18 protein-coding genes are annotated in these 18701 nt (G+C 65.0%); 6 read left to right on the top strand and 12 right to left on the bottom strand.

All coding sequences use genetic code 11. The features are described 5' to 3' along the window. Positions 1-99: 99 nt before the first annotated feature. From NL241_RS03085 to NL241_RS03050, 8 genes are all read right to left on the bottom strand, one after another. Positions 100-1140, bottom strand: a complete 1041-nt coding sequence (locus NL241_RS03085; protein ID WP_494396735.1) for a hypothetical protein — start codon at positions 1138-1140, stop codon at positions 100-102. A 557-nt stretch (positions 1141-1697) separates the two neighbouring features. Beyond that, complete coding sequence (locus tag NL241_RS03080; RefSeq protein ID WP_494396734.1) at positions 1698-2357, bottom strand: LuxR C-terminal-related transcriptional regulator; 660 nt, start codon at positions 2355-2357, stop codon at positions 1698-1700. A gap of 879 nt (positions 2358-3236) precedes the next feature. After that, entirely contained in the window at positions 3237-4400 is a 1164-nt protein-coding gene (ltp2, locus tag NL241_RS03075) for a 17-hydroxy-3-oxo-4-pregnene-20-carboxyl-CoA lyase (protein ID WP_487695978.1), read from the bottom strand. After that, a complete protein-coding gene (locus NL241_RS03070) occupies positions 4397-4801 on the bottom strand; it encodes a MaoC family dehydratase (protein WP_487695979.1) in 405 nt (134 codons plus the stop codon). Before NL241_RS03070 ends, ltp2 begins: the two co-directional genes overlap by 4 nt. Continuing rightward, the gene (locus NL241_RS03065) at positions 4798-5754 is read right to left on the bottom strand and encodes a bifunctional MaoC family dehydratase N-terminal/OB-fold nucleic acid binding domain-containing protein (RefSeq protein WP_494396733.1); all 957 of its coding nucleotides are present in this window, start codon (positions 5752-5754) and stop codon (positions 4798-4800) included. Before NL241_RS03065 ends, NL241_RS03070 begins: the two co-directional genes overlap by 4 nt. Next, on the bottom strand, positions 5751-6914 hold the full coding sequence (gene fadE29 / locus NL241_RS03060) for an acyl-CoA dehydrogenase FadE29 (protein ID WP_487695981.1): 1164 nt from the start codon (positions 6912-6914) through the stop codon (positions 5751-5753). Before fadE29 ends, NL241_RS03065 begins: the two co-directional genes overlap by 4 nt. Further along, positions 6914-7906, bottom strand: coding sequence for an acyl-CoA dehydrogenase family protein (locus NL241_RS03055; protein WP_494396732.1), 993 nt, complete (start codon positions 7904-7906; stop codon positions 6914-6916). Before NL241_RS03055 ends, fadE29 begins: the two co-directional genes overlap by 1 nt. Positions 7907-7924: 18 nt before the next feature. Beyond that, positions 7925-9169: a cytochrome P450 gene (locus tag NL241_RS03050; RefSeq protein WP_494396731.1), complete on the bottom strand. Its 1245-nt coding sequence runs from the start codon at positions 9167-9169 to the stop codon at positions 7925-7927. A gap of 122 nt (positions 9170-9291) precedes the next feature. Here NL241_RS03050 and NL241_RS03045 point away from each other — a divergent pair, with 122 nt between their 5' ends. The 5 genes from NL241_RS03045 (at position 9292) to NL241_RS03025 (ending at position 12148) form a co-directional block, all read left to right on the top strand. Next, positions 9292-10455, top strand: a complete 1164-nt coding sequence (locus NL241_RS03045; RefSeq protein WP_494396730.1) for a steroid 3-ketoacyl-CoA thiolase — start codon at positions 9292-9294, stop codon at positions 10453-10455. Next, positions 10455-10844: a DUF8021 domain-containing protein gene (locus NL241_RS03040; protein ID WP_487695985.1), complete on the top strand. Its 390-nt coding sequence runs from the start codon at positions 10455-10457 to the stop codon at positions 10842-10844. Before NL241_RS03045 ends, NL241_RS03040 begins: the two co-directional genes overlap by 1 nt. 10 nt (positions 10845-10854) lie before the next feature. Continuing rightward, the gene (locus NL241_RS03035; RefSeq protein ID WP_494396729.1) at positions 10855-11307 is read left to right on the top strand and encodes a nitroreductase family deazaflavin-dependent oxidoreductase; all 453 of its coding nucleotides are present in this window, start codon (positions 10855-10857) and stop codon (positions 11305-11307) included. A 65-nt stretch (positions 11308-11372) separates the two neighbouring features. Further along, on the top strand, positions 11373-11720 hold the full coding sequence (locus NL241_RS03030) for a DUF732 domain-containing protein (RefSeq protein WP_494396728.1): 348 nt from the start codon (positions 11373-11375) through the stop codon (positions 11718-11720). Further along, positions 11717-12148, top strand: coding sequence for a DUF5078 domain-containing protein (locus tag NL241_RS03025; RefSeq protein WP_487690183.1), 432 nt, complete (start codon positions 11717-11719; stop codon positions 12146-12148). The genes NL241_RS03030 and NL241_RS03025 overlap by 4 nt, the downstream gene beginning before the upstream one ends. A gap of 147 nt (positions 12149-12295) precedes the next feature. Here NL241_RS03025 and NL241_RS03020 read toward each other — a convergent pair whose 3' ends face one another. From NL241_RS03020 to NL241_RS03005, 4 genes are all read right to left on the bottom strand, one after another. After that, entirely contained in the window at positions 12296-15202 is a 2907-nt protein-coding gene (locus tag NL241_RS03020) for an MMPL/RND family transporter (protein ID WP_487695988.1), read from the bottom strand. After that, on the bottom strand, positions 15199-15627 hold the full coding sequence (locus NL241_RS03015) for an MmpS family transport accessory protein (protein WP_487695989.1): 429 nt from the start codon (positions 15625-15627) through the stop codon (positions 15199-15201). The genes NL241_RS03020 and NL241_RS03015 overlap by 4 nt, the downstream gene beginning before the upstream one ends. A 535-nt stretch (positions 15628-16162) precedes the next feature. Continuing rightward, a complete protein-coding gene (locus NL241_RS03010) occupies positions 16163-17068 on the bottom strand; it encodes an SDR family oxidoreductase (RefSeq protein WP_494398231.1) in 906 nt (301 codons plus the stop codon). Positions 17069-17082: 14 nt separating this feature from the next. Next, a complete protein-coding gene (locus NL241_RS03005; protein ID WP_487695991.1) occupies positions 17083-17859 on the bottom strand; it encodes an SDR family oxidoreductase in 777 nt (258 codons plus the stop codon). 53 nt (positions 17860-17912) lie between these two features. Between NL241_RS03005 and echA20 the strand changes: the two genes are divergently transcribed. After that, positions 17913-18671: a (7aS)-7a-methyl-1,5-dioxo-2,3,5,6,7,7a-hexahydro-1H-indene-carboxyl-CoA hydrolase gene (gene echA20 / locus NL241_RS03000; RefSeq protein ID WP_487695992.1), complete on the top strand. Its 759-nt coding sequence runs from the start codon at positions 17913-17915 to the stop codon at positions 18669-18671. Positions 18672-18701: the final 30 nt, after the last annotated feature.

Here is an 18701-nt window from a genome sequence, read left to right as displayed (position 1 = left end):
CTCGCTTCGCTCGGTCATCGACCCCCCACACTTTCCGAATGGACTCGCGTTGGTGGACATCGCAGACGATCCCCGGATCACCGCACCCGGCGGTGTGATTCAGCTTCCCGGCGCCGAGTTCTCGTTGTCGGGCTTGTCATTGGGCTCGGACGGTTTGTCCTCTGACGACTTCGGCGGCTCGCTGGCCGGCTCCTCGTCGTCGTCATCGGGCTGCGACGGTGTCCCCGACGTCGTCTCCCGGTCATCTTCTGGTTCCGTCACATCCGTTGGCCCGGAACCGTTGTCGGATGGTGTCGAGCTCGGGGTGCTCGGCGCGGTCGGCGTGCTGGTGGGTTCCGCGGTGGGGCTGGCGGTAGGTGTCCCCGCTGATTCGGTCGGCGGAGCCTCCGAACTGGTAGGCGTCTCCACCGTCGGCGGCGGCGCCGGTATGGGAGCTTCTGTCGGAGTGGCAGTGGGAGCGGGCACCGCAGACTGCGCCGGCGCAGGCGCCTGGGGGGGTGCATCGGCGGGCTTGGTCGGCGCCTGCGTGGTTGGATCGGGCACGGCGGTGGGAGTCACCGTCAGCTGCGGTAGCGGTGCGTGCACCGTTGATTCGTCTTGGGTGAACACCTTGGTGTCCAGCGGTGGGACGCCCGGCGGGCCTGACAGTCCCAGCGATTGAGCAAGCAGCGGCAGGAGTTCCGTCAGTACCGCCGCCAGCTGGTGATTCGCCGAGGTGGGCAATGCCTCGAGCAGCAGTTCGAGAAGCGTCCACAGCTCGGGCAAGGTGGTGGAGGGGACGTTCACCGTGGTCCCACCGCCACCGCCACCGCCCGAGAGAGCGAGAGGGTGTCCCTGAGTAAGCGATTGGAACGACCTGAGAAGCTCGAGAGACCTCGCAGTGTCGGGCAACCCACGCGTATTCACCAGTTCCAGCAGGGTATCCGTGCGCAGGACCAGCACGTCGTTGTCGATGACTTCGACGATGTCCGTCAGATTCGACGCGCGTCCCGATGCCTCGGCGATGCGCCGGTTGGCGACGGCCGATCGGACGAGCGCAGGGAAGTCCGAGGTCTCGTACTTCGGCGGCGAGAGCTCCAGAAGGGGAGCGATAGCCGGTAGCGGGTACAACGCGGTGCTGAGCGCCAAACCGGTTGTCACGATGAGGGCTTCCCACACCTTCGTCCGGTGTCGCTGTCCCGCAGCGCGCTTGCCCGGGGCCCGGTATTGCGGAAGCCCCGTGTCCGCCGTCGGCCGCTCATCTCCCATTGATCCACTATCGACCCCCGAGCACGTGCGCGTATATGGGCCATCGGAGCCAATTTCATGTTGCCGAGGACCTAGTCCGCCGATTGAGCGCAAGTCCGCTGACGTGGTGTTGAGCGGGGATTGTCCCAGACAAATGACACGTTCTGGTTACCCGCGGATTCCACTCGAAGGTCATCGGATCCATGCCGGCAGGTATCGGATCTAGTCCTTCGCAGCGTGTCGGACTAGTCCTGTTGTACGCCACCGATTTCCGTTTGCGAACGGCACGATTCCGCGGCGGTCGGCGGCAGTACGCCAGTTTGCGCTAAACAGATGCATTCATGAACGCGCACTTGCTCGGGACGTCAGATCGACTGAGCGGTAGCCACTTTGCCGATGCGCCGTGGGGCGTGCCCGGACATGGTTACGGGACGACGCCCTCAAGGCGTGACGGTGTGCTGGCTACGGCTTTACTGCATGGAGTGAGCGAGCGCTGCCGCCTGCCCTCGGGTGTTCACACCGAGCTTGGTCAGCAGGCTGTGTACGTGGTTCTTCACGGTGTGCACGGCAATGCAGAGTTGCTCGGCAATCTCACGATTGGACAGGCCGAGTTGGAGAAACCTGAGAATCTCCGCCTCGCGCGCCGTGAGAACCAACTCCTCGGGGGCGACCGGACGTCGGGACGCCAGCGCCGAGAGCCTACGAAGCAGAATCGCAGACACCCGCGGAGAACACACCGACTCGCCGGCGTCGACCTTGGTGACCAGCGTGAGCAGGTCCTCGATGGACTCAGCCCGCGTGTGATAGCCCGCAGCGCCCGCCTCAGCGCAGGCCACGATGCCGGATTCATCGTCCTCGGAGACCCCCAGGACGATGACACGGACATCGGGTGCTATCTCACGAGCCGCGCGTAACAACATGGCGCTGTCGAGCGTCGCCACATTCAGCAGCATGATGCTGGGCGAACGATCTCGAACGGCGCCGATCAGCGTCGGCAGGTCCCAGGCGGTGCTGACCTCGGCCGCGCCGTTGACGGCAATGAGTGCGGCCAGGTTGTCCCGGTGCAGCGTGCAGTCGTCGACGATCAGCACACGGGCGGCACGAAGCGCCTCCGCGGGCCCCACGACCATGTTTGGTTGCGCCTGCAGCGCAGGTGCGCGATGCGGCAAATGCCAACTAGAAACTCCGCCAAGACCGTTAGGAAGGCTCACGTGGTTGCTCTGTCGAGCCTCTCCGTGTGCCGACAACGGTGTCTGCGCTAGAACCCCCACCGAATCACGCCCCGTCTTGATGTTTGCCAGTGCCTAAGACCACTGTGTGGCTCGATCGCCATACCACCCTCCCCGTTACTGGATCCGCATGCGGTGGCCTACATGCAACACCCATTGTGACCACGTGACCGGGCAATTGTCACGTTAATGCAGAGATTTTTTGGCTCGCCGAAAACTTTGCCAAAATCGATCTTGAATCGAAGGTGCCGCCCACGGCGCCGCCGTCTGGCGTCAGGCAAACTGAGGATCGCCCTTCGTTCGGCGCAATTTTTCCTAAGAATCCGCTGGTAAGCCTCTTGGTATCACCACAAAAAGCGACATCCGTGGCTAATTGACACCGGCGGTACCGACGGTCGACCCGGCCTCCAAGAAGTTTGCCATATTTGCACTTGCAGGTAACTCCGCGCGCCCACGCGAGCGCCCCCGCAGCCTCACCGAGTGGGGCCGGGCGCACTGGTGGGACCCCGATTCAGATGTTGCTATCGCGGCAGATGAGTGTTGAGTGAATGTTGCTAACAGACGCCAGAGTGCGTCGCCGGCCAGGCTGGGCCATGTTCGACGCCCGCGGTCTGGTTCGAAGTGACGCTGCGCCCCGGCTCGGACATGTTTGATGGCCCCGACCTGGGTGCAGTGACACCTAGCCCCAGCTCGGAGTTGTTCGACGTATTCGTCCCGGGTCGAGTGACACCCAGGCCGAGCTCCGACTTGTTTGACGCCTCGACCTGGGCCGAGTCACGCTCAGCCCAGGATCAGACCGGAGGTCGGGACGCCGGTACCGGCGGTGACAAGCACATGCTCGACATCGTCGACCTGATTCACCGACGTCCCACGCAACTGTCTGACGCCCTCGGCGATGCCGTTCATGCCGTGGATGTACGCCTCACCGAGCTGGCCGCCATGGGTGTTGATGGGGAGCCGGCCACCGAGCTCGATCGCGCCGCCGGCGATGAAGTCCTTGGCCTCACCCTTGCCGCAGAACCCCAGCTCCTCGAGCTGGATCAGGGTGTACGGAGTGAAATGGTCATAGAGGATGGCCGTCTGGATATCGGCCGGTTCCAGACCCGACTGGCCCCACAACTGCCGTCCCACCAGTCCCATCTCGGGCAATCCCAGCTCGTCGCGGTAGTACGAGTACATGGTGAACTGGTCGGCGCCGGCGGCCTGGGCCGCCGCTTCGATGACCGCCGGCCGGTGTCTGAGGTCCTTGGCGCGCTCGGCGGTGGTGACCACGATGGCCACACCGCCGTCGGTTTCCTGACAGCAGTCCAGCAGCCGTAGCGGCTCGGCGATCCACCGCGAGTTCTGGTGATCCTCGATGGTGATCGGCTTACCGAAGAAATGCGCCTTGGGGTTGTTCGCGGCGTGCTTGCGATCGGCCACTGATACCGCACCGAAATCCGCGCTGGTGGCGCCATATTCGTGCATGTAGCGCTGCGCGATCATGGCTACCGAGGCGGCCGGTGTGCTCAGCCCGTGGGGGTAGGACCAGCTGTACTCCACTCCGCGGGAATCGGCGTTGACGGTCAGGCCCGTCATCACCTGGCCGAAGCGGAACTCCGAGCGCTCGTTGAAAGCCCGGTAGGCCACCACGACTTCGGCCACCCCGGTGGCAACGGCCAGGGCGGCCTGCTGCACCGTCGCCGCCGCGGCGCCGCCGCCATAGCCGATCTGGCTGAAGAACTTCAGGTCTCCGACGCCGGTGGCGCGGGCCACAGCGGTCTCGAGATTGGAGTCCATGGTGAAGGTGACCAGCCCGTCGACGTCAGCCGGCGAGAGGCCGGCGTCGTCGAGCGCGTCCAGCACCGCTTCGGCGGCCAGGCGCAACTCGCTGCGGCCGGAGTTCTTGGAGAAGTCGGTGGCGCCGATACCGACGATGGCCGCCTTGCCGGACAGGCCGGTCATGAGTCTGCTCCCAGAGTCAGTGTGGCCGTGGCGATGACGTGCTTGCCCAGGCTGTTGGTGCCGGTGACATCGAGGGTGACCACATCGTCGTCGACGGCGGTGACCTCACCGGTGAACACGATGGTGTCGTAGGCGTACCACGGCACCCCGAGACGCAGCCCGATGGACCTGACGCGCGCCGCAGGCCCCGCCCAGTCGGTGATGTAACGCTGAACCAGACCGGTGTCGGTGAGGATGTTGACGAAGATGTCCTTGGACCCCTTCGCCTGTGCCTTATCGCGGTCGTGGTGCACGTCCTGGTAATCGCGCGTCGCGATCGCCGTGGAGACGATGAATGTGGGGTCGCCGTAGATCTCGAGTTCCGGGAGTCTGGTGCCGACCGCCACAACCGGTGCGCTCATCCGACCGGCTCCCAGGCGTACAGCGTCCAGGCGGGACTGACATCACTGTCCGGAAAGTCGAGATACGTTGCGCGCACTGGCAATCCGATCTTCACATCGTCGGGTTCGATGCCACGGAGCTCACCCAGCATACGCACCCCTTCCTCGAGTTCGACCAGCGCGATCACGAACGGCAGGGTGCGGCCCGGCACCTTCGGCGCGTGGTGCACGACGTAGCTGAACACCGTGCCGTTACCGCTGGCAACGACGTAGTCGGTGGTCTGCTCCTTGTCGAGCCACACCGCGGGCACCGGCGGGTGCTGCAGGCTGCCGTCGGGCCGCTTCTGGATCCGCAGCTCGTGGGCGTTGACGCCGTCCCAGAAGAACTTGGTGTCCTTCGACGACGCCGGCCGCATCAGCTTGTCGGGATCGAGGTCCGCCGGCACCGCCGGCTTGCCCTCCGCCCGGGGCTTGAACTTCATGATGCGCCAGATCATCTCGGCCACCGGCTCGCCCCCGGCCACCGTCCAGGTGATGAGCTGGTTGATGAAGAACCCCTCGCCCAACGCAGTCTGCTTGGGCCCCACCACGTCGGTGATGTCGGCATGGATGGTCACCTGCTCACCGGGCTGGAGATACCGGTGATAGGTCTGCTCACAGTTGGTGGCGACGACGCCGACGTAGCCGGCGTCGTCGAACAGCGCCATCATCTTCGACAGCGGGTCGTCGTCGGACCGGCCCTCACCCAGACCCCCCATGGTCCACACCTGAATCATGGCGGGCGGTGCGACGATGCCGGGGTGACCGGCGGCCTTTGCGGCCTCGTCGTCGACATAGATCGGATTCGTGTCGCCGATGGCGTCCACCCAGTGGTGAATCATGGGTTGGTTGACCGGATCTCGACCGGTGCGCGGCTCGCTCTTGCCGGCCGCCTTGATCTCTTCGATGCGCGGCCGCAGGTCGTCTGTACTCACCGGGGCACCCTCGGCACCTTGAGGCCCGACGCCGCGATCATCTCACGCATGACTTCGTTGACGCCGCCACCGAAGGTGATGACCAGGTTGCGTTTGGTCTGGCTGTCCAGCCACTTCAACAGCTCGGCGGTGTCGGGGTCGGCGGGGTTTCCGTAGGCGCCGACGATCTCCTCGGCCAGCCGGCCCACCTTCTGAATGCGTTCCGTGGAAAAGACTTTCGTGGCCGCGGCATCGGCCACCTGGATGGTCTCCCCGCCGGCGGCCACCTGCCAGTTCAGCAGCTCGTTGATCCGGTAGATCGCGTGGATCTCCCCGAGAGCCCGTTTGACGTTGATGTTCTCGATGGGTGTGACGCCGTTGCTGCCCGGTTTCGAGGCCCACGCGTGCACGCGGTCGTAGACTCCGGCGACCTTCCCGGCCGGTCCGAGCATGACTCGTTCGTGGTTGAGCTGGGTGGTGATCAACCGCCACCCCGCGTTCTCCTCACCGACCAGCATATCGGCCGGCACCCGGACGTCGTTGTAATAACTGGCGTTGGTGTGGTGCGCGCCGTCGGACAAGATGATGGGCGTCCACGAGTAACCGGGATCCTTGGTGTCGACGATGAGGATCGAAATTCCCTTGTGCTTGGGCGCTTCCGGGTCGGTCCGCACCGCCAGCCAGATGTAGTCGGCGTCATGGGCACCCGTGGTCCAGATCTTCTGGCCGTTGACGATCCACTCGTCGCCGTGCCGGACCGCCGACGTCCGCAGCGACGCCAGGTCGGTGCCCGCCTCGGGCTCGGAGTAGCCGATGGCGAAGTGCACCTCACCGGCCAGGATGGCGGGCAGGAACTTCTTCTTCTGCGCCTCGTTGCCGTACACCTGCAGCGTCGGCCCCACGGTCTGCAACGTGACGGCAGGCAGCGGGATGTCCGCGCGGGCGGCCTCGTTGACGAAGATGGACTGCTCGACGGGCCCGAAACCCAGGCCGCCGAACTCCTTCGGCCATCCGACGCCGAGTTTGCCGTCGGACCCCATCCGCTTGATCACGGCGCGGTAGGCCTCGTTGTGGCGGTCGGACTCCATGGCCTTGGCCTCGTCCGGCGACACCAGCGTCGAGAAGTACTGCCGGAGTTCGGCTTGCAGTTGCCGCTGCTCCGGGGTCAGATCGATGAACATCAGGCTCCCACGAGATCCAAACGGTGCGACGGGCCGCCGAGCAGACGGCTCAGGTCTTTGATCGACGAGTAGTAGCGATCCATCGGGTAGGTGATGTCCATACCCATACCGCCGTGCAGATGGTGGCAGGTCTGCATCACCGGTGGAGCCTGGGATGTCAGCCAGTACCCGAGTACGTCCAGATCATCGTCGGCGTCACGGCCCTCCGCGAGCCGCCACAGCACCGATACCGAAGCCAGATCCAGGGTGCGCGAGACGATGTACACCTCGGCCAATTGCGCCGCCACGGTCTGGAAGGTCGACAGCGGGCGGCCGAACTGCTCCCGGTGGGCCACATAGTCCGCGGTCAGCCGCAACGCGCCGGCCACCAGTCCGGCCGCGAAGGCGCCGGTGGCGGCAAGCGCCAGTTGATTCACCCGGTGCGCGGTGGCATCCGAAAGGGTGTCGGCTTCGGTGTCGGTGAACGTCACCGCGAACTCGTCGGAGCCGTTTGCCGTCGGCGTCCTGGTGACCGCCACACCGTCGGCGGTGGGTGCGACCACCACCACTCCGGTGTCAGCGGTCACCAGAATCCACGCCGCCGAATCTGCATACGGCACACCGACTTTCGTACCGTGGAGCCGGCCACCACTCAGGGTGACTCCCGGCCGGTCCGGCAACGCCGCGCCCGGTTCATTGAGCGCCGCCGTCAGCACGGCACCCTTGGGCACGTCGGCCAGATACCGGTCCTGCTGGTCCGCTGAGGCCAGGTCGAGGACGGCCAGCAGGGTCCCCAGGGTGGCCAACGCGGGCCCGGTGGTGCCGTGACGACCGATCTCGGTCAGTGCGGTCCCGATCTCCGCCAACCCCACCCCGTCACCGCCGAGGCGTTCCGGGACGCCCAGCGCTGTCACGCCACCGGCCACCAGGGCCACCCAGGTGTTCTCACGCTCGAGCACCGAGGTCACCACATCGGCGACGGCCCGCTGACCCTCGTCTGGACTGAAATCCACCCGACTCCTCCTTGAGCCTCAGTTACCGGTGTAGTCAACCTGCCAGTGCTTGATGCCGTTCAGCCAGCCCGACATCAGCCGTTCGGGTTCACCGGCCGGCTTCAGATCGGGCATGGCGTCGGCGACGGCGTTGAAGATCAGATTGATGGTCATCCTCGCCAGGTTGGCGCCGATGCAGTAGTGCGCACCTGTGCCACCGAACCCGACATGCGGGTTGGGGCTGCGCGTGATGTCGAAGCTGTGCGGGTTCTCGAACACCTCTTCGTCGAAATTGGCCGAGCGGTACGACATCACGACGCGCTGGCCCTTCTTGATCTGTATGCCGCCCAGTTCGGTGTCCTCGAGCGCGGTGCGCTGGAAGGCCGACACCGGGGTGGCCCAGCGGACGATCTCGTCGGCCGCGGTCTCCGGGCGTTCCTTCTTGTACAGCTCCCACTGCTCGGGGTGCTGCGAGAACGCGATCATGCCGTGGGTGATCGAGTTGCGTGTGGTCTCGTTCCCTGCCACCGCCAACATGACCACGAAGAAGCCGAACTCGTCGTCGGAGAGCTTCTCGCCGTCGATATCCGCCTCGATGAGCGTGGTGACGATGTCGTCGGTCGGGTTCTTCGCCCGCTCCTCCGCCATTTTCATGGCGTAGGTGATCAGTTCGAACGAGGACATGGCCGGATCGATGTCGGCGTACTCCGGATCCTCCCCGGCTGTCATCTCATTCGACCACCGGAATAGCTTGTCGCGGTCCTCCTGCGGCACGCCCAGCAGTCCGGCGATGGCTTGCAGCGGCAGTTCGCACGACACCTGCTCGACGAAGTCGCCGGAGCCTTCGGCGGCGGCCGTCTCGGCGATCTCCCTGGCCCGCTCCCGCAGCTCGTCCTCCAGCCGGCCCACCGCGCGGGGGGTGAAACCACGGGAGATGATCTTGCGCAGCCGGGTGTGCTGCGGCGCGTCCATGTTCAGCAGGACGGCTTTCTGCAGATCGATCGCCGAGCGTTCCATGCCCTGCGGCCACACCGGGATGGCACCGTCGGGAGAGCTGCCGAAGATGTCGTTGCGCTTGGACACCTCTTTGACGTCGGCATGCTTGGTGACCAACCAATATCCTTTGTCGCCGAAGCCGCCCGTACCGCCGGGCACGTCGACCCAGTGGATAGGCTCGGACTTACGCAACTCGGCGAGCTCCTCGACAGGCAGACGCTCAAGGTTGAGGTTCGCGTCGAGGAAGTCGAAGTCAGGGGCGATAGGGCTCAGATCAGGACCTGGCATTGTTGTGCGCTCCTCAAATGCAACGTGTTCTAGTGCCAGTAAAACATGCCTCCACCGCAGATGAAAGGCACGGCGGCATCGCTGCTTGTCAGAGTAATGAAACGTGTTCTAGCCTGCTTGTCATGGGCAATCCTGTGATCGTCGAAGCCACCCGCAGCCCCATCGGCAAGCGCAACGGCTGGCTCTCCGGGCTCCACGCCACCGAATTGTTGGGTGCAGTGCAGAAGGCACTGGTGGACAAGGCCGGCATCGAAGGCTCGGACGTGGAGCAGCTGATCGGTGGCTGCGTCACGCAGTACGGCGAACAGTCCAACAACATCACCCGGGTCGCCTGGCTGACGGCCGGGCTGCCCGAAGAGGTGGGCGCCACCACCGTCGACTGCCAATGCGGCAGCGGTCAGCAGGCCAATCACCTGGTTGCGGGACTGATCGCCGCGGGCGCCATCGACATCGGCATCGCCTGCGGTGTCGAAGCGATGAGCCGGGTGGGCCTCGGCGCCAATGCGGGACCCGATCGTGCCGCCATCCGCGCCGCCTCGTGGGACATCGACATGCCCAACCAGTTCGAGGCCGCCGAGCGGATCGCCAAACGGCGCGGCATCACCCGTGAGGACATCGACGCGTTCGGGCTGGCGTCCCAACAGAAGGCCAAGCAGGCCTGGGCCGAGGGTCGCTTCGACCGCGAGATCAGCGGTATCGAGGCGCCGGTGCTCGACGAGCAGAAACAGCCGACCGCCGATCGGCACGTCGTGAGCAAGGACCAGGGCCTGCGCGACACCACGCTGGAGGGTCTGGCCTCGCTGAAGCCTGTGCTCGAGGGGGGCATCCACACCGCGGGAACGTCATCGCAGATCTCTGACGGCGCCGCCGCCGTCCTGCTGATGGATGAGGACAAGGCCCGTGCGCTGGGCCTGAAGCCGCGCGCCCGGATCGTCAGCCAGGCGCTCGTCGGCGCCGAGCCGTACTACCACCTGGACGGACCCGTGCAGTCCACCGCCAAGGTGCTGGAGAAGGCGGGGATGAAGATCGGCGACATCGACATCGTCGAGATCAACGAAGCCTTTGCCTCCGTCGTACTGTCCTGGGCCCGGGTGCACGAACCGGACATGGACCGGGTGAACGTCAACGGCGGCGCCATCGCGCTGGGGCATCCGGTGGGCAGCACCGGTAGCCGGCTGATCACCACGGCACTGCACGAACTCGAACGCACAGACAAGAGCACCGCCCTGATCACCATGTGCGCCGGTGGCGCTCTTTCGACCGGCACCATCATCGAGCGGATCTAGTGCCGAGCTACACCGACACGCAGCGCATCGAGGCCGCCCAGGCCTATATCGATGCGCTGGTGAGCCACCGGGCCGACGCCGTTCCGTTCGCCGCCGGGTGCACCCGCACCGAGGTGGGGCTGAAGACCGGTTTCTCCGGAGATCACCTGCGCCGCAGCCTGAATCGCGGTGTCCAGTACCGCGTCATCGCCTCGGCATCGGCACCTGAGTTCACCGTGAACGGTGATGAGGTGCGGGCGCGGTTCGAACTCGTCACCAAACCGAACATCGCGGGCCGCCGGGTAGGTGCGCGGATAGACGAGACGTTTCTCATCCCCGCCACCGGCGACACCGAGCGTCCCGAAATCCATCAGATCCGTGCCGGCATAACGCCGTTTCTCACGAAATAGGTAGACGATCATGGCCAACCCGCCCCGCGCGCTGAACTCCAAGCAGACCGGCACCATCATCAAGTGGATGTCGCGGGCCAACACCTGGATCTTCAAGAAGACCAACGGCCGCTTCGGCGACAAGTTCCTGCGCGGCGCACCGGTCGGCATTCTCACCACCATCGGACGCAAGAGCGGTGAGGCCCGCGAGAGCCCACTGCTGTTCCTGCAGGAGGGCAAACGCATTGTCCTGGTGGCTTCCCAAGGTGGTCGCGCGAACAACCCGATGTGGTATCTGAATCTGAAAGCCAATCCGCAGGTCACTTTTCAGACCAAGCACGAGGTGCTGAAGCTGACGGCACGTGAGGCCACCGATGCCGAACGCGACGAGTACTGGCCGAAACTCGACGCCATGTACCCCGACTTCGTGACCTACCGGTCCTACACCGACCGCAAGATCCCCATCGTCATCTGCGACCCGTGATCGGGTCGGGCCGTCGAACCTGATGGCCGGCTGAATACTTAGATCGTTTACGTTAAGATTCGACCATGCGTGGAGTACGGATGGCGGCACTGGCCGCGGGCGCGGCACTGAGCCTCGCCCTTGCCCCGGTCGCCAATGCCGATCCCGATGAGGCGTTCGCCGAGCAGTTACACACGTTCGGGATCTACGGGCAGAAGGATTTCAACGCCTGGATCGGCAAGATCATGTGTAAGCGGCTCCGCAACGGCCACGACGCGGATGCCTTCGCCTCGGCCAAGTTCGTCCACGACCAACTGATCAAGGGCAGCACCACTGATCAGGCCTGGCAGTTCGTCGGCGCCGGCATCCCCATCTACTGCCCCGACCAGCTGCCCGTCCTGCAGCGCGCCGCCGAGCAACGGAGTCAGCGATGAAGCGTTTCCTGTTGGCGGCCTTGGCTGTTGGCTTCGTGACCACAGCAGCGCCGGCTGCCGCCGATGCCACCGACGAGTACCCCATCCCCAGCCGGATGCTCAAGACCACCTGCACCGTCGACCAGTACATGGCCGCGGTACGCGACACCAACCCGGTGTACTACGAGCGCTACATCATCGACTACAACAACAAGTCCCCCGATGTGCAGAAGTGGGCCCGCGACCGCATCACCTGGTTCTTCTCCATGGATTACGCGGGGCGCCGGGCATATTCGGAAGAAACCGCCACCAATGCCTTCTACGAGACGCTGGCGTGGAACTGGCCCAACTGGGCCAAGCTGTTCTTCAACAACAAGGGCGTCGTCGCCCACGGCACCGATGTCTGCATGACCTACCCGCCGGTGGACCCCACCGTCTGGACCTGGTAGGCACCTGCGCCGCGAGTGTGGACTTGATCCACGCCGGCGCCGCCTAAGCGTGCACCTTTTCCACACTCGGGCAACGCACTTCGCGACCACCAGTGTGGAGTTGGTCCACGCCAAGCCAAGCCTGGCGTGGACCAGCTCCACACTCGGTTACACCGGAGTCGGTTCCTTCTCCGCCGGCGGCGCGGGCCACGGTGACGGCTTGGGACGGGTCCGCACATTCTGCGGCCACCAGAACCACCTGCCCAGCAGCGCCGCGATCGCGGGTGTCATGAACGCACGCACCACCAGGGTGTCGAACAGCAGACCCAGGCCGATCGTCGTGCCCACCTGGCCGATGACCGTCAGCTCACTGACCGCCATGGACATCATGGTGAAGGCGAATACCAACCCGGCCGCCGTCGCCACCGAGCCGCTGCCACCCATGGCCCGGATGATGCCGGTGTTCAGGCCGGCGTGTATCTCCTCTTTGAGCCGGGACACCAGTAGCAGGTTGTAGTCAGCACCGACGGCCAACAGGATGATCACCGACATGGCCAGCACCATCCAGTGCAGTTCGATGCCGAGGATGTGCTGCCACAACAACACCGACAGACCGAACGACGCACCCAGCGACAACACCACCGTGCCGACGATCACCGCCGAGGCGACCACCGCCCGGGTGATGATCAGCATGATGATGAAAATCAGGCAGAGCGAAGAGATTCCGGCGATCAACAGGTCATAGGTGTTGCCGTCGGACATGTCCTTGAAGGTCGCCGCCGACCCACCGAGGTAGATCGTCGAGCCCTCCAACGGCGTGCCCTTGATGGCCTCCTTGGCCGCCAGCTTGATCGAGTCGATGCGGGCAACACCCTCGGGTGAGAGCGGATCACCGTCGTGGCTGATGATGAACCGCACCGCATGCCCGTCGGGCGACAGGAACTGTTCGAGACCGCGCTGGAAGTCGGGATTGTCGAACGCTTCCTGCGGTAGGTAGAACGAATCATCGTTCTTGGCCGCGTTGAAGGCTTCGCCCATCTCGGTGCCGTTTTCCTGCATGATGCGCTGCTGTTCCTGCATACCAGCCTGTGTCTGGTGCATCGTCAGCATCATGGTCTTCATTGACTTCATCGTCTCGATCATCGACGGCATCAGCGCGACCATCTGAGGCATCAGCGTGTCCAACCGCTCCATCTGCGGCATCAGATTCTGGATGTCGTCGGTCATGATCTGGATGCCGTCGAGGGTGTCGAAGATCGACCGCAGGGCCCAGCAGATCGGGATGTCGTAGCAGTGCGGTTCCCAGTAGAAGTAATTGCGCAGCGGCCGGAAGAAGTCGTCGAACGTCGAGATGTTGTCGCGCAACATCTGGATGTCGACCACCATGTTCTTCATCTGGCCCACCATCTGATGCGTGGTGTCGGCCATCTGGACGGTGATGCTCTGCATCTTCGTCATGTTGTCGATGGTCTTCTGCATGTCGTCGGCCTGAACCAGCATGTCCGCCATGCGGTCCTGGTTGTACTTCTGGTTCAGTGTCGAGAGCGTGCCCTGCTGGCTCATCATGAAGGGGATCGACGTGTTCTCGATCGGCTGCCCCTGCGGCCGGGTGATCGCCTGCACACGCGCGATGCCGTCGACCTGGAAGATGGCCTTGGCGATCTTCTCGATCACCAGGAAGTCGGCCGGGTTCCGCAGATCGCGATTGCTCTCGATCATCAGCAGTTCCGGGTTCATCCGCGCGTTGTTGAAGTGACGGTCGGCCGCCGCATAACCCTCGTTGGCGGGTAGGTTCGCCGGCAGGTAGTCCCGGTCGTTGTAGTTGGTCTTGTAGCCCGGCAGGGTCAGCAGGCCGACGAGCGCCAACGCGGTGGCGCCGACGAGGATGGGCCCGGGCCAGCGCACGACGGCCGCACCGACCTTGCGCCAGCCGCGAATACGCATTGCACGCTTGGGCTCGAAGAGCCCGAACCGGCTGGCCACCGTGATGATCGCGGTCCCGAGCGTCAGCGCCGAGATGATGCCCACGCACATGCCGATGGCCAACGGCACACCCATGGTCTGGAAGTACGGAAGCCGGGTGAAGCTCAGGCAGAACGTGGCACCGGCGATCGTCAGGCCAGAGCCGGCCACGACATGGGCCGTGCCGTGGAACATCGTGTAGAAGGCCTGCTCTTTGTCCTCGCCGAGACTTCGGGCTTCCTGATAGCGCCCGATCAGGAAGATCGCATAGTCCGTGGATGCCGCGATGGCCAGTGTGACCAGCAGGTTGGTGGCGAACGCCGAGAGCCCGATGACCTCGTGATAGCCGAGGAACGCCACGACGCCGCGGGTGGCGGCCAGCGAGAGCACCACCATCACCAACATCAGGATGGTGGTGATGATCGACCGGTAGACCAGCAGCAGCATCACGATGATGACCGTGAACGTGACGGCCTCGATCAGCCGCATACTGCGGTCGCTGGCGATGTGCTGGTCGGCGGCCAACGCGGCCGGGCCGGTGACGAAGGCCTTGACGCCGTCCGGCGGTTGGAGGCCGGCGATGATCTCCTGGACGGCTTCGACCGACTCGTTGGCCTTCGCCTCGCCCTGGTTGCCGGCGAGCTTCACCTGGACGTAGGCGGCCTTGCCGTCCGGGCTCTGCGAACCCGGGGCGGTCAGCGGGTCACTCCAGAAGTCCTGCACCGACTGCACGTGCTCCGGGTCCTCCCGGAGCTTCTTGATCATCTCGTCGTAGAAGCGGTGCGCCTCGTCACCGAGCGGCTCCTGCCCCTCGAGGACGATCATCACCGCGCTGTCCGAGGTGCCCTCCTGGAACAGATCGCCCACGCGCTTCATCGCGATCACCGACGGCGCCTCGTCGGGGCTCATCGAGACCGCCTGCTGCTGCCCGACGGTCTCGAGTTGCGGAACGGTGATGTTGACGAAGGCGATCAGACCGATCCAGACGAGGATGATCGGCACCGCGAAGGCGCGGATCATCCTCGGGATGAACGGGCGGTGCTGCTCTTTGACCGGCGCGAATGCGTCGGTGGGTGGATCGCTCTTCAGCGGTTCGTTATGGCGTGCGCTCATGCGGACTTGTCAATGCAGTAGGTCTGGGCACTCACGCCGTCGACGGTCCTCTCTTCTTTCAACTCACCGTCGACGATGATGCGACAGGTCAGGCTGCTGCCCTTACCCTGCGCCACCACCTGGGCCATCGCCGATGGGTTGGTCGTCTCCAGCCGGACCCGCCACGGCAAGGCCGCGCCGTCCACGCGCTGGGGCTTGCCTTCGAGATCGATGTAGTTCACGTCGGCCGTGCCACCCGACCCGTAGATCTCGTACTCGACGACCTTGGGTTCGAACGGTTCGGGATCGTCGGCGAAATTCACCGGCGTCACCAGTGGCCCCTCCGAAGCGAAGAAGCCTCGGATACGGTTGACGGTGAACCCAGCGATCAAGACGACGACTACGATGAGCAGCGGGATCCATGCCCGCTTCAACGCCCTAGTCATGGAACCCCGACTTCCGCTGAACCTTGCTGGCTGAGCCCTGGCGGACCGCATCGGCGCACCAGTCGATCTCAGCCCTCTCTAACAGTCGACTTAGATTAGTTCATATAACTAGTGACCGTCTCCCCCAGGTTGAGCCTTTTGCTGTGTGCTGGCTCACCGAATGTGACAAGTGAGAGCCCAGGCGCATTCGGTGTCGCACTTACCCCCGCTTTGCCGACAACACGACGGCGCCGCCGATGATTGCCGAGGACACCGACGCGAGACCGTGAAGCGAGGCGGAATCGCACCGCATCTGCAGCTGATCAGCCCAGGTGAGCGCGCCCCCGGCCGGGCGATTGCCCGCGCTTGCGCGCAGGGTCGCCTGCTCGGTGCCCCGGGTTTTCTGGGCGCCACTCGGCGCGTGCGCCGGCCGGGGGCGCGACGCCAGACTCCTACTTTCGCTCTCCGCGAACAGAAAGCATGATTTTCATCTCAGTAGAATGGGATTTTGCTCGGGGCTCGAACCGCGGGTGAACGTGTTTCAGTATCGAGCGAATCAGGCGCCGTACACCGGGACCGGTGGCCGCGCCTGGGCCAGCAGGTCCGCGACCACCGGACCCAGTTCGGCGGGATCCCAGCGTGCGCCTTTGTCCACCTGCGGGCCGTGCGCCCAACCCTCGGCCACCCGGATCTTGCCGCCCTCGACCTCGAAGACCTTGCCGGTGACCTCGCGGGATTCGGGGCTGCCCAGCCACACCACCAGCGGGGAGATGTTCTCCGGTGCCATGGCGTCGAAGTCGTCGTCCTGAGTCGACATCATGTCGGCGAAGACGGTCTCGGTCATGCGAGTACGTGCCGATGGGGCGATCGCGTTGACGGTGACGCCGTAGCGGCCCATCTCGGCGGCGGCCACCAACGTCATCCCCGCGATACCGGCCTTCGCAGCGCTGTAGTTGCCCTGACCGACACTGCCCTGGAGCCCGGCGCCGGAGCTGGTGTTGATGATGCGAGCGTCCACCGGATTGCCCGCTTTGGACTGGGCGCGCCAGAACGCGGCCGCGTGCTTCATCGTGGCGAAATGCCCTTTGAGGTGCACGGCGATGACGGCGTCGAACTCCTCTTCGCTGGTGTTGGCGAACATGCGGTCACGGACGATGCCCGCATTGTTGACCAGCACATCGAGACCACCGAAGGAGTCCACAGCCGTCTGGATCAGACCTTCGGCCTGCGTCCAGTCCGCGACGTTGGCCCCGCTGGTGACGGCTTCACCGCCCGCGCCGACGATCTCGTCCACCACCGCCTGGGCGGCGCTGCCGCCACCGGCAGGTGAGCCGTCGAGGCCCACGCCGATGTCGTTGACCACCACACGAGCGCCTTCTGCGGCGAACGCCAGCGCATGCGCACGGCCGATGCCGCCGCCTGCGCCCGTCACGATGACCACGCGGCCGTCGAGCAGTCCCATGTCGATGTCTCTCCTCATTTGTTGGCACTGGAAGCTTCGAGGTACGTGGGCGGCTCGCCACCACCGTGCACCTCGAGGGTGGCGCCGCTGATATACGACGCCGCGTCAGAAGTGAGAAATGCTGCGGCCCAACCGATATCCGACGGCTTCGCGAGCCGTTGCAGTGGCACGGTGGCCGCCACCGCCGCCACCGACTCGGCATCACCGTAGAACAACTCGGACTGTTCGGTCTCGACCATGCCCACGACGACGGAGTTCACCCTGACCTTGGGCGCCCACTCGACGGCCAGCGTGCTGGTCAGACTGTCCACGCCGGCCTTGGCGGCGCCGTAGGCGGCGGTCCCCGGGGTGGGGCGGCGCCCACTGACGCTGGAGATGTTGACGATCGTGCCGCCACCGGCCTGGTTCTGCATCACGGCGTTGGCGTGCTGCGAGACCGACAGCGGGCCAAGCAGATTGAGTTCGATGATCTTCGTGCTGAACTTGGCCGACGCCTCGGCAGCCGGCACGTAGGGCGACCCACCCGCGTTGTTGACCACCGCGTCGAGGCGGCCGTGCCTTGCGACAACGGCATCTATCAGTCCCCGGACCGCGTCGTCGTCGCGGACATCGCAGGCGTGGAACTCGTAGGGCAAGCCGTCGACCGGCCGCCTGGCGCAGGTCACCACCGTCGCCCCCTGGCCGGCGAACACGGCGCTGATACCCGCGCCGACCCCTCGCACGCCCCCGGTCACGAGCACGACGCGACCCTCGAGCCCCAGCTGGATTGTGTTGTCAGAGCCTGCGGTCACTGTGTTAGCGTACCAAGCAAGTGCTTGCTTAGGTATCCACCCAGGAGCTCCGTATGCCGATCACCACAAAGACCGTGGAACCGGGCATCGTCTCGGTCACGGTCGATTACCCGCCGGTCAATGCGATCCCGTCGCGCGGCTGGTTCGAACTCGCCGACACCCTGACCGCCGCAGGACGCGATCCGAGCACCCACGTGGTGGTCCTTCGTGCCGAAGGACGCGGCTTCAACGCCGGGGTGGACATCAAGGAGATGCAGCGCACCGAAGGATTCACCGCCCTGATCGACGCCAACCGCGGATGCTTCGAAGCCTTCCGCGCGGTGTACGAATGCGCGGTGCCCGTGGTGGCCGCCGTGAACGGGTTCTGCGTCGGTGGCGGTATCGGCCTGGTCGGCAACGCCGACGTGATCGTCGCTTCCGATGATGCGACGTTCGGCCTGCCGGAGGTCGAACGCGGAGCACTCGGAGCGGCCACCCATCTGTCGCGATTGGTGCCGCAGCATTTGATGCGCCGGCTGTTCTTCACCGCGGCCACGGTGGACGCCGACACCCTGCACCACTTCGGGTCCGTGCACGAGGTCGTGCCGCGCGCCGACCTCGACGAAGCCGCCCTGCGCGTCGCACGTGACATCGCCGCCAAGGACACGCGGGTCATTCGCGCCGCCAAGGAGGCGCTGAACTTCATCGACGTGCAGCCCGTCAACGCCAGGTACCGCATGGAACAGGGCTTCACCTTCGAGCTGAACCTCGCCGGCGTCTCCGATGAGCACCGGGATGCGTTCGCCGGCACGTCGAAGAAGGACGCCAAATGATTCGGAGGGCAGGAGCGAAGCGACAGGGGC

Source organism: Mycolicibacterium sp. SMGY-1XX (assembly GCF_059132455.1).
This window is presented reverse-complemented; position numbering and strand designations above follow the sequence as displayed.

Bases quoted from the DNA above. Each gene is read 5' to 3' on its own strand.
- NL241_RS03050 (WP_494396731.1), bottom strand. From the start codon at position 9,169: ATGCCAGGTCCTGATCTGAGCCCTATCGCCCCTGACTTCGACTTCCTC.
- NL241_RS03015 (WP_487695989.1), bottom strand. From the start codon at position 15,627: ATGACTAGGGCGTTGAAGCGGGCATGGATCCCGCTGCTCATCGTAGTC.
- echA20 (WP_487695992.1), top strand. From the start codon at position 17,913: ATGCCGATCACCACAAAGACCGTGGAACCGGGCATCGTCTCGGTCACG.
- ltp2 (WP_487695978.1), bottom strand. From the start codon at position 4,400: ATGACCGGCCTGTCCGGCAAGGCGGCCATCGTCGGTATCGGCGCCACC.
- NL241_RS03025 (WP_487690183.1), top strand. From the start codon at position 11,717: ATGAAGCGTTTCCTGTTGGCGGCCTTGGCTGTTGGCTTCGTGACCACA.
- NL241_RS03010 (WP_494398231.1), bottom strand. From the start codon at position 17,068: ATGGGACTGCTCGACGGCCGCGTGGTCATCGTGACGGGCGCAGGCGGC.
- NL241_RS03030 (WP_494396728.1), top strand. From the start codon at position 11,373: ATGCGTGGAGTACGGATGGCGGCACTGGCCGCGGGCGCGGCACTGAGC.
- fadE29 (WP_487695981.1), bottom strand. From the start codon at position 6,914: ATGTTCATCGATCTGACCCCGGAGCAGCGGCAACTGCAAGCCGAACTC.
- NL241_RS03045 (WP_494396730.1), top strand. From the start codon at position 9,292: ATGGGCAATCCTGTGATCGTCGAAGCCACCCGCAGCCCCATCGGCAAG.
- NL241_RS03080 (WP_494396734.1), bottom strand. From the start codon at position 2,357: ATGGTCGTGGGGCCCGCGGAGGCGCTTCGTGCCGCCCGTGTGCTGATC.
- NL241_RS03035 (WP_494396729.1), top strand. From the start codon at position 10,855: ATGGCCAACCCGCCCCGCGCGCTGAACTCCAAGCAGACCGGCACCATC.
- NL241_RS03070 (WP_487695979.1), bottom strand. From the start codon at position 4,801: ATGAGCGCACCGGTTGTGGCGGTCGGCACCAGACTCCCGGAACTCGAG.
- NL241_RS03020 (WP_487695988.1), bottom strand. From the start codon at position 15,202: ATGAGCGCACGCCATAACGAACCGCTGAAGAGCGATCCACCCACCGAC.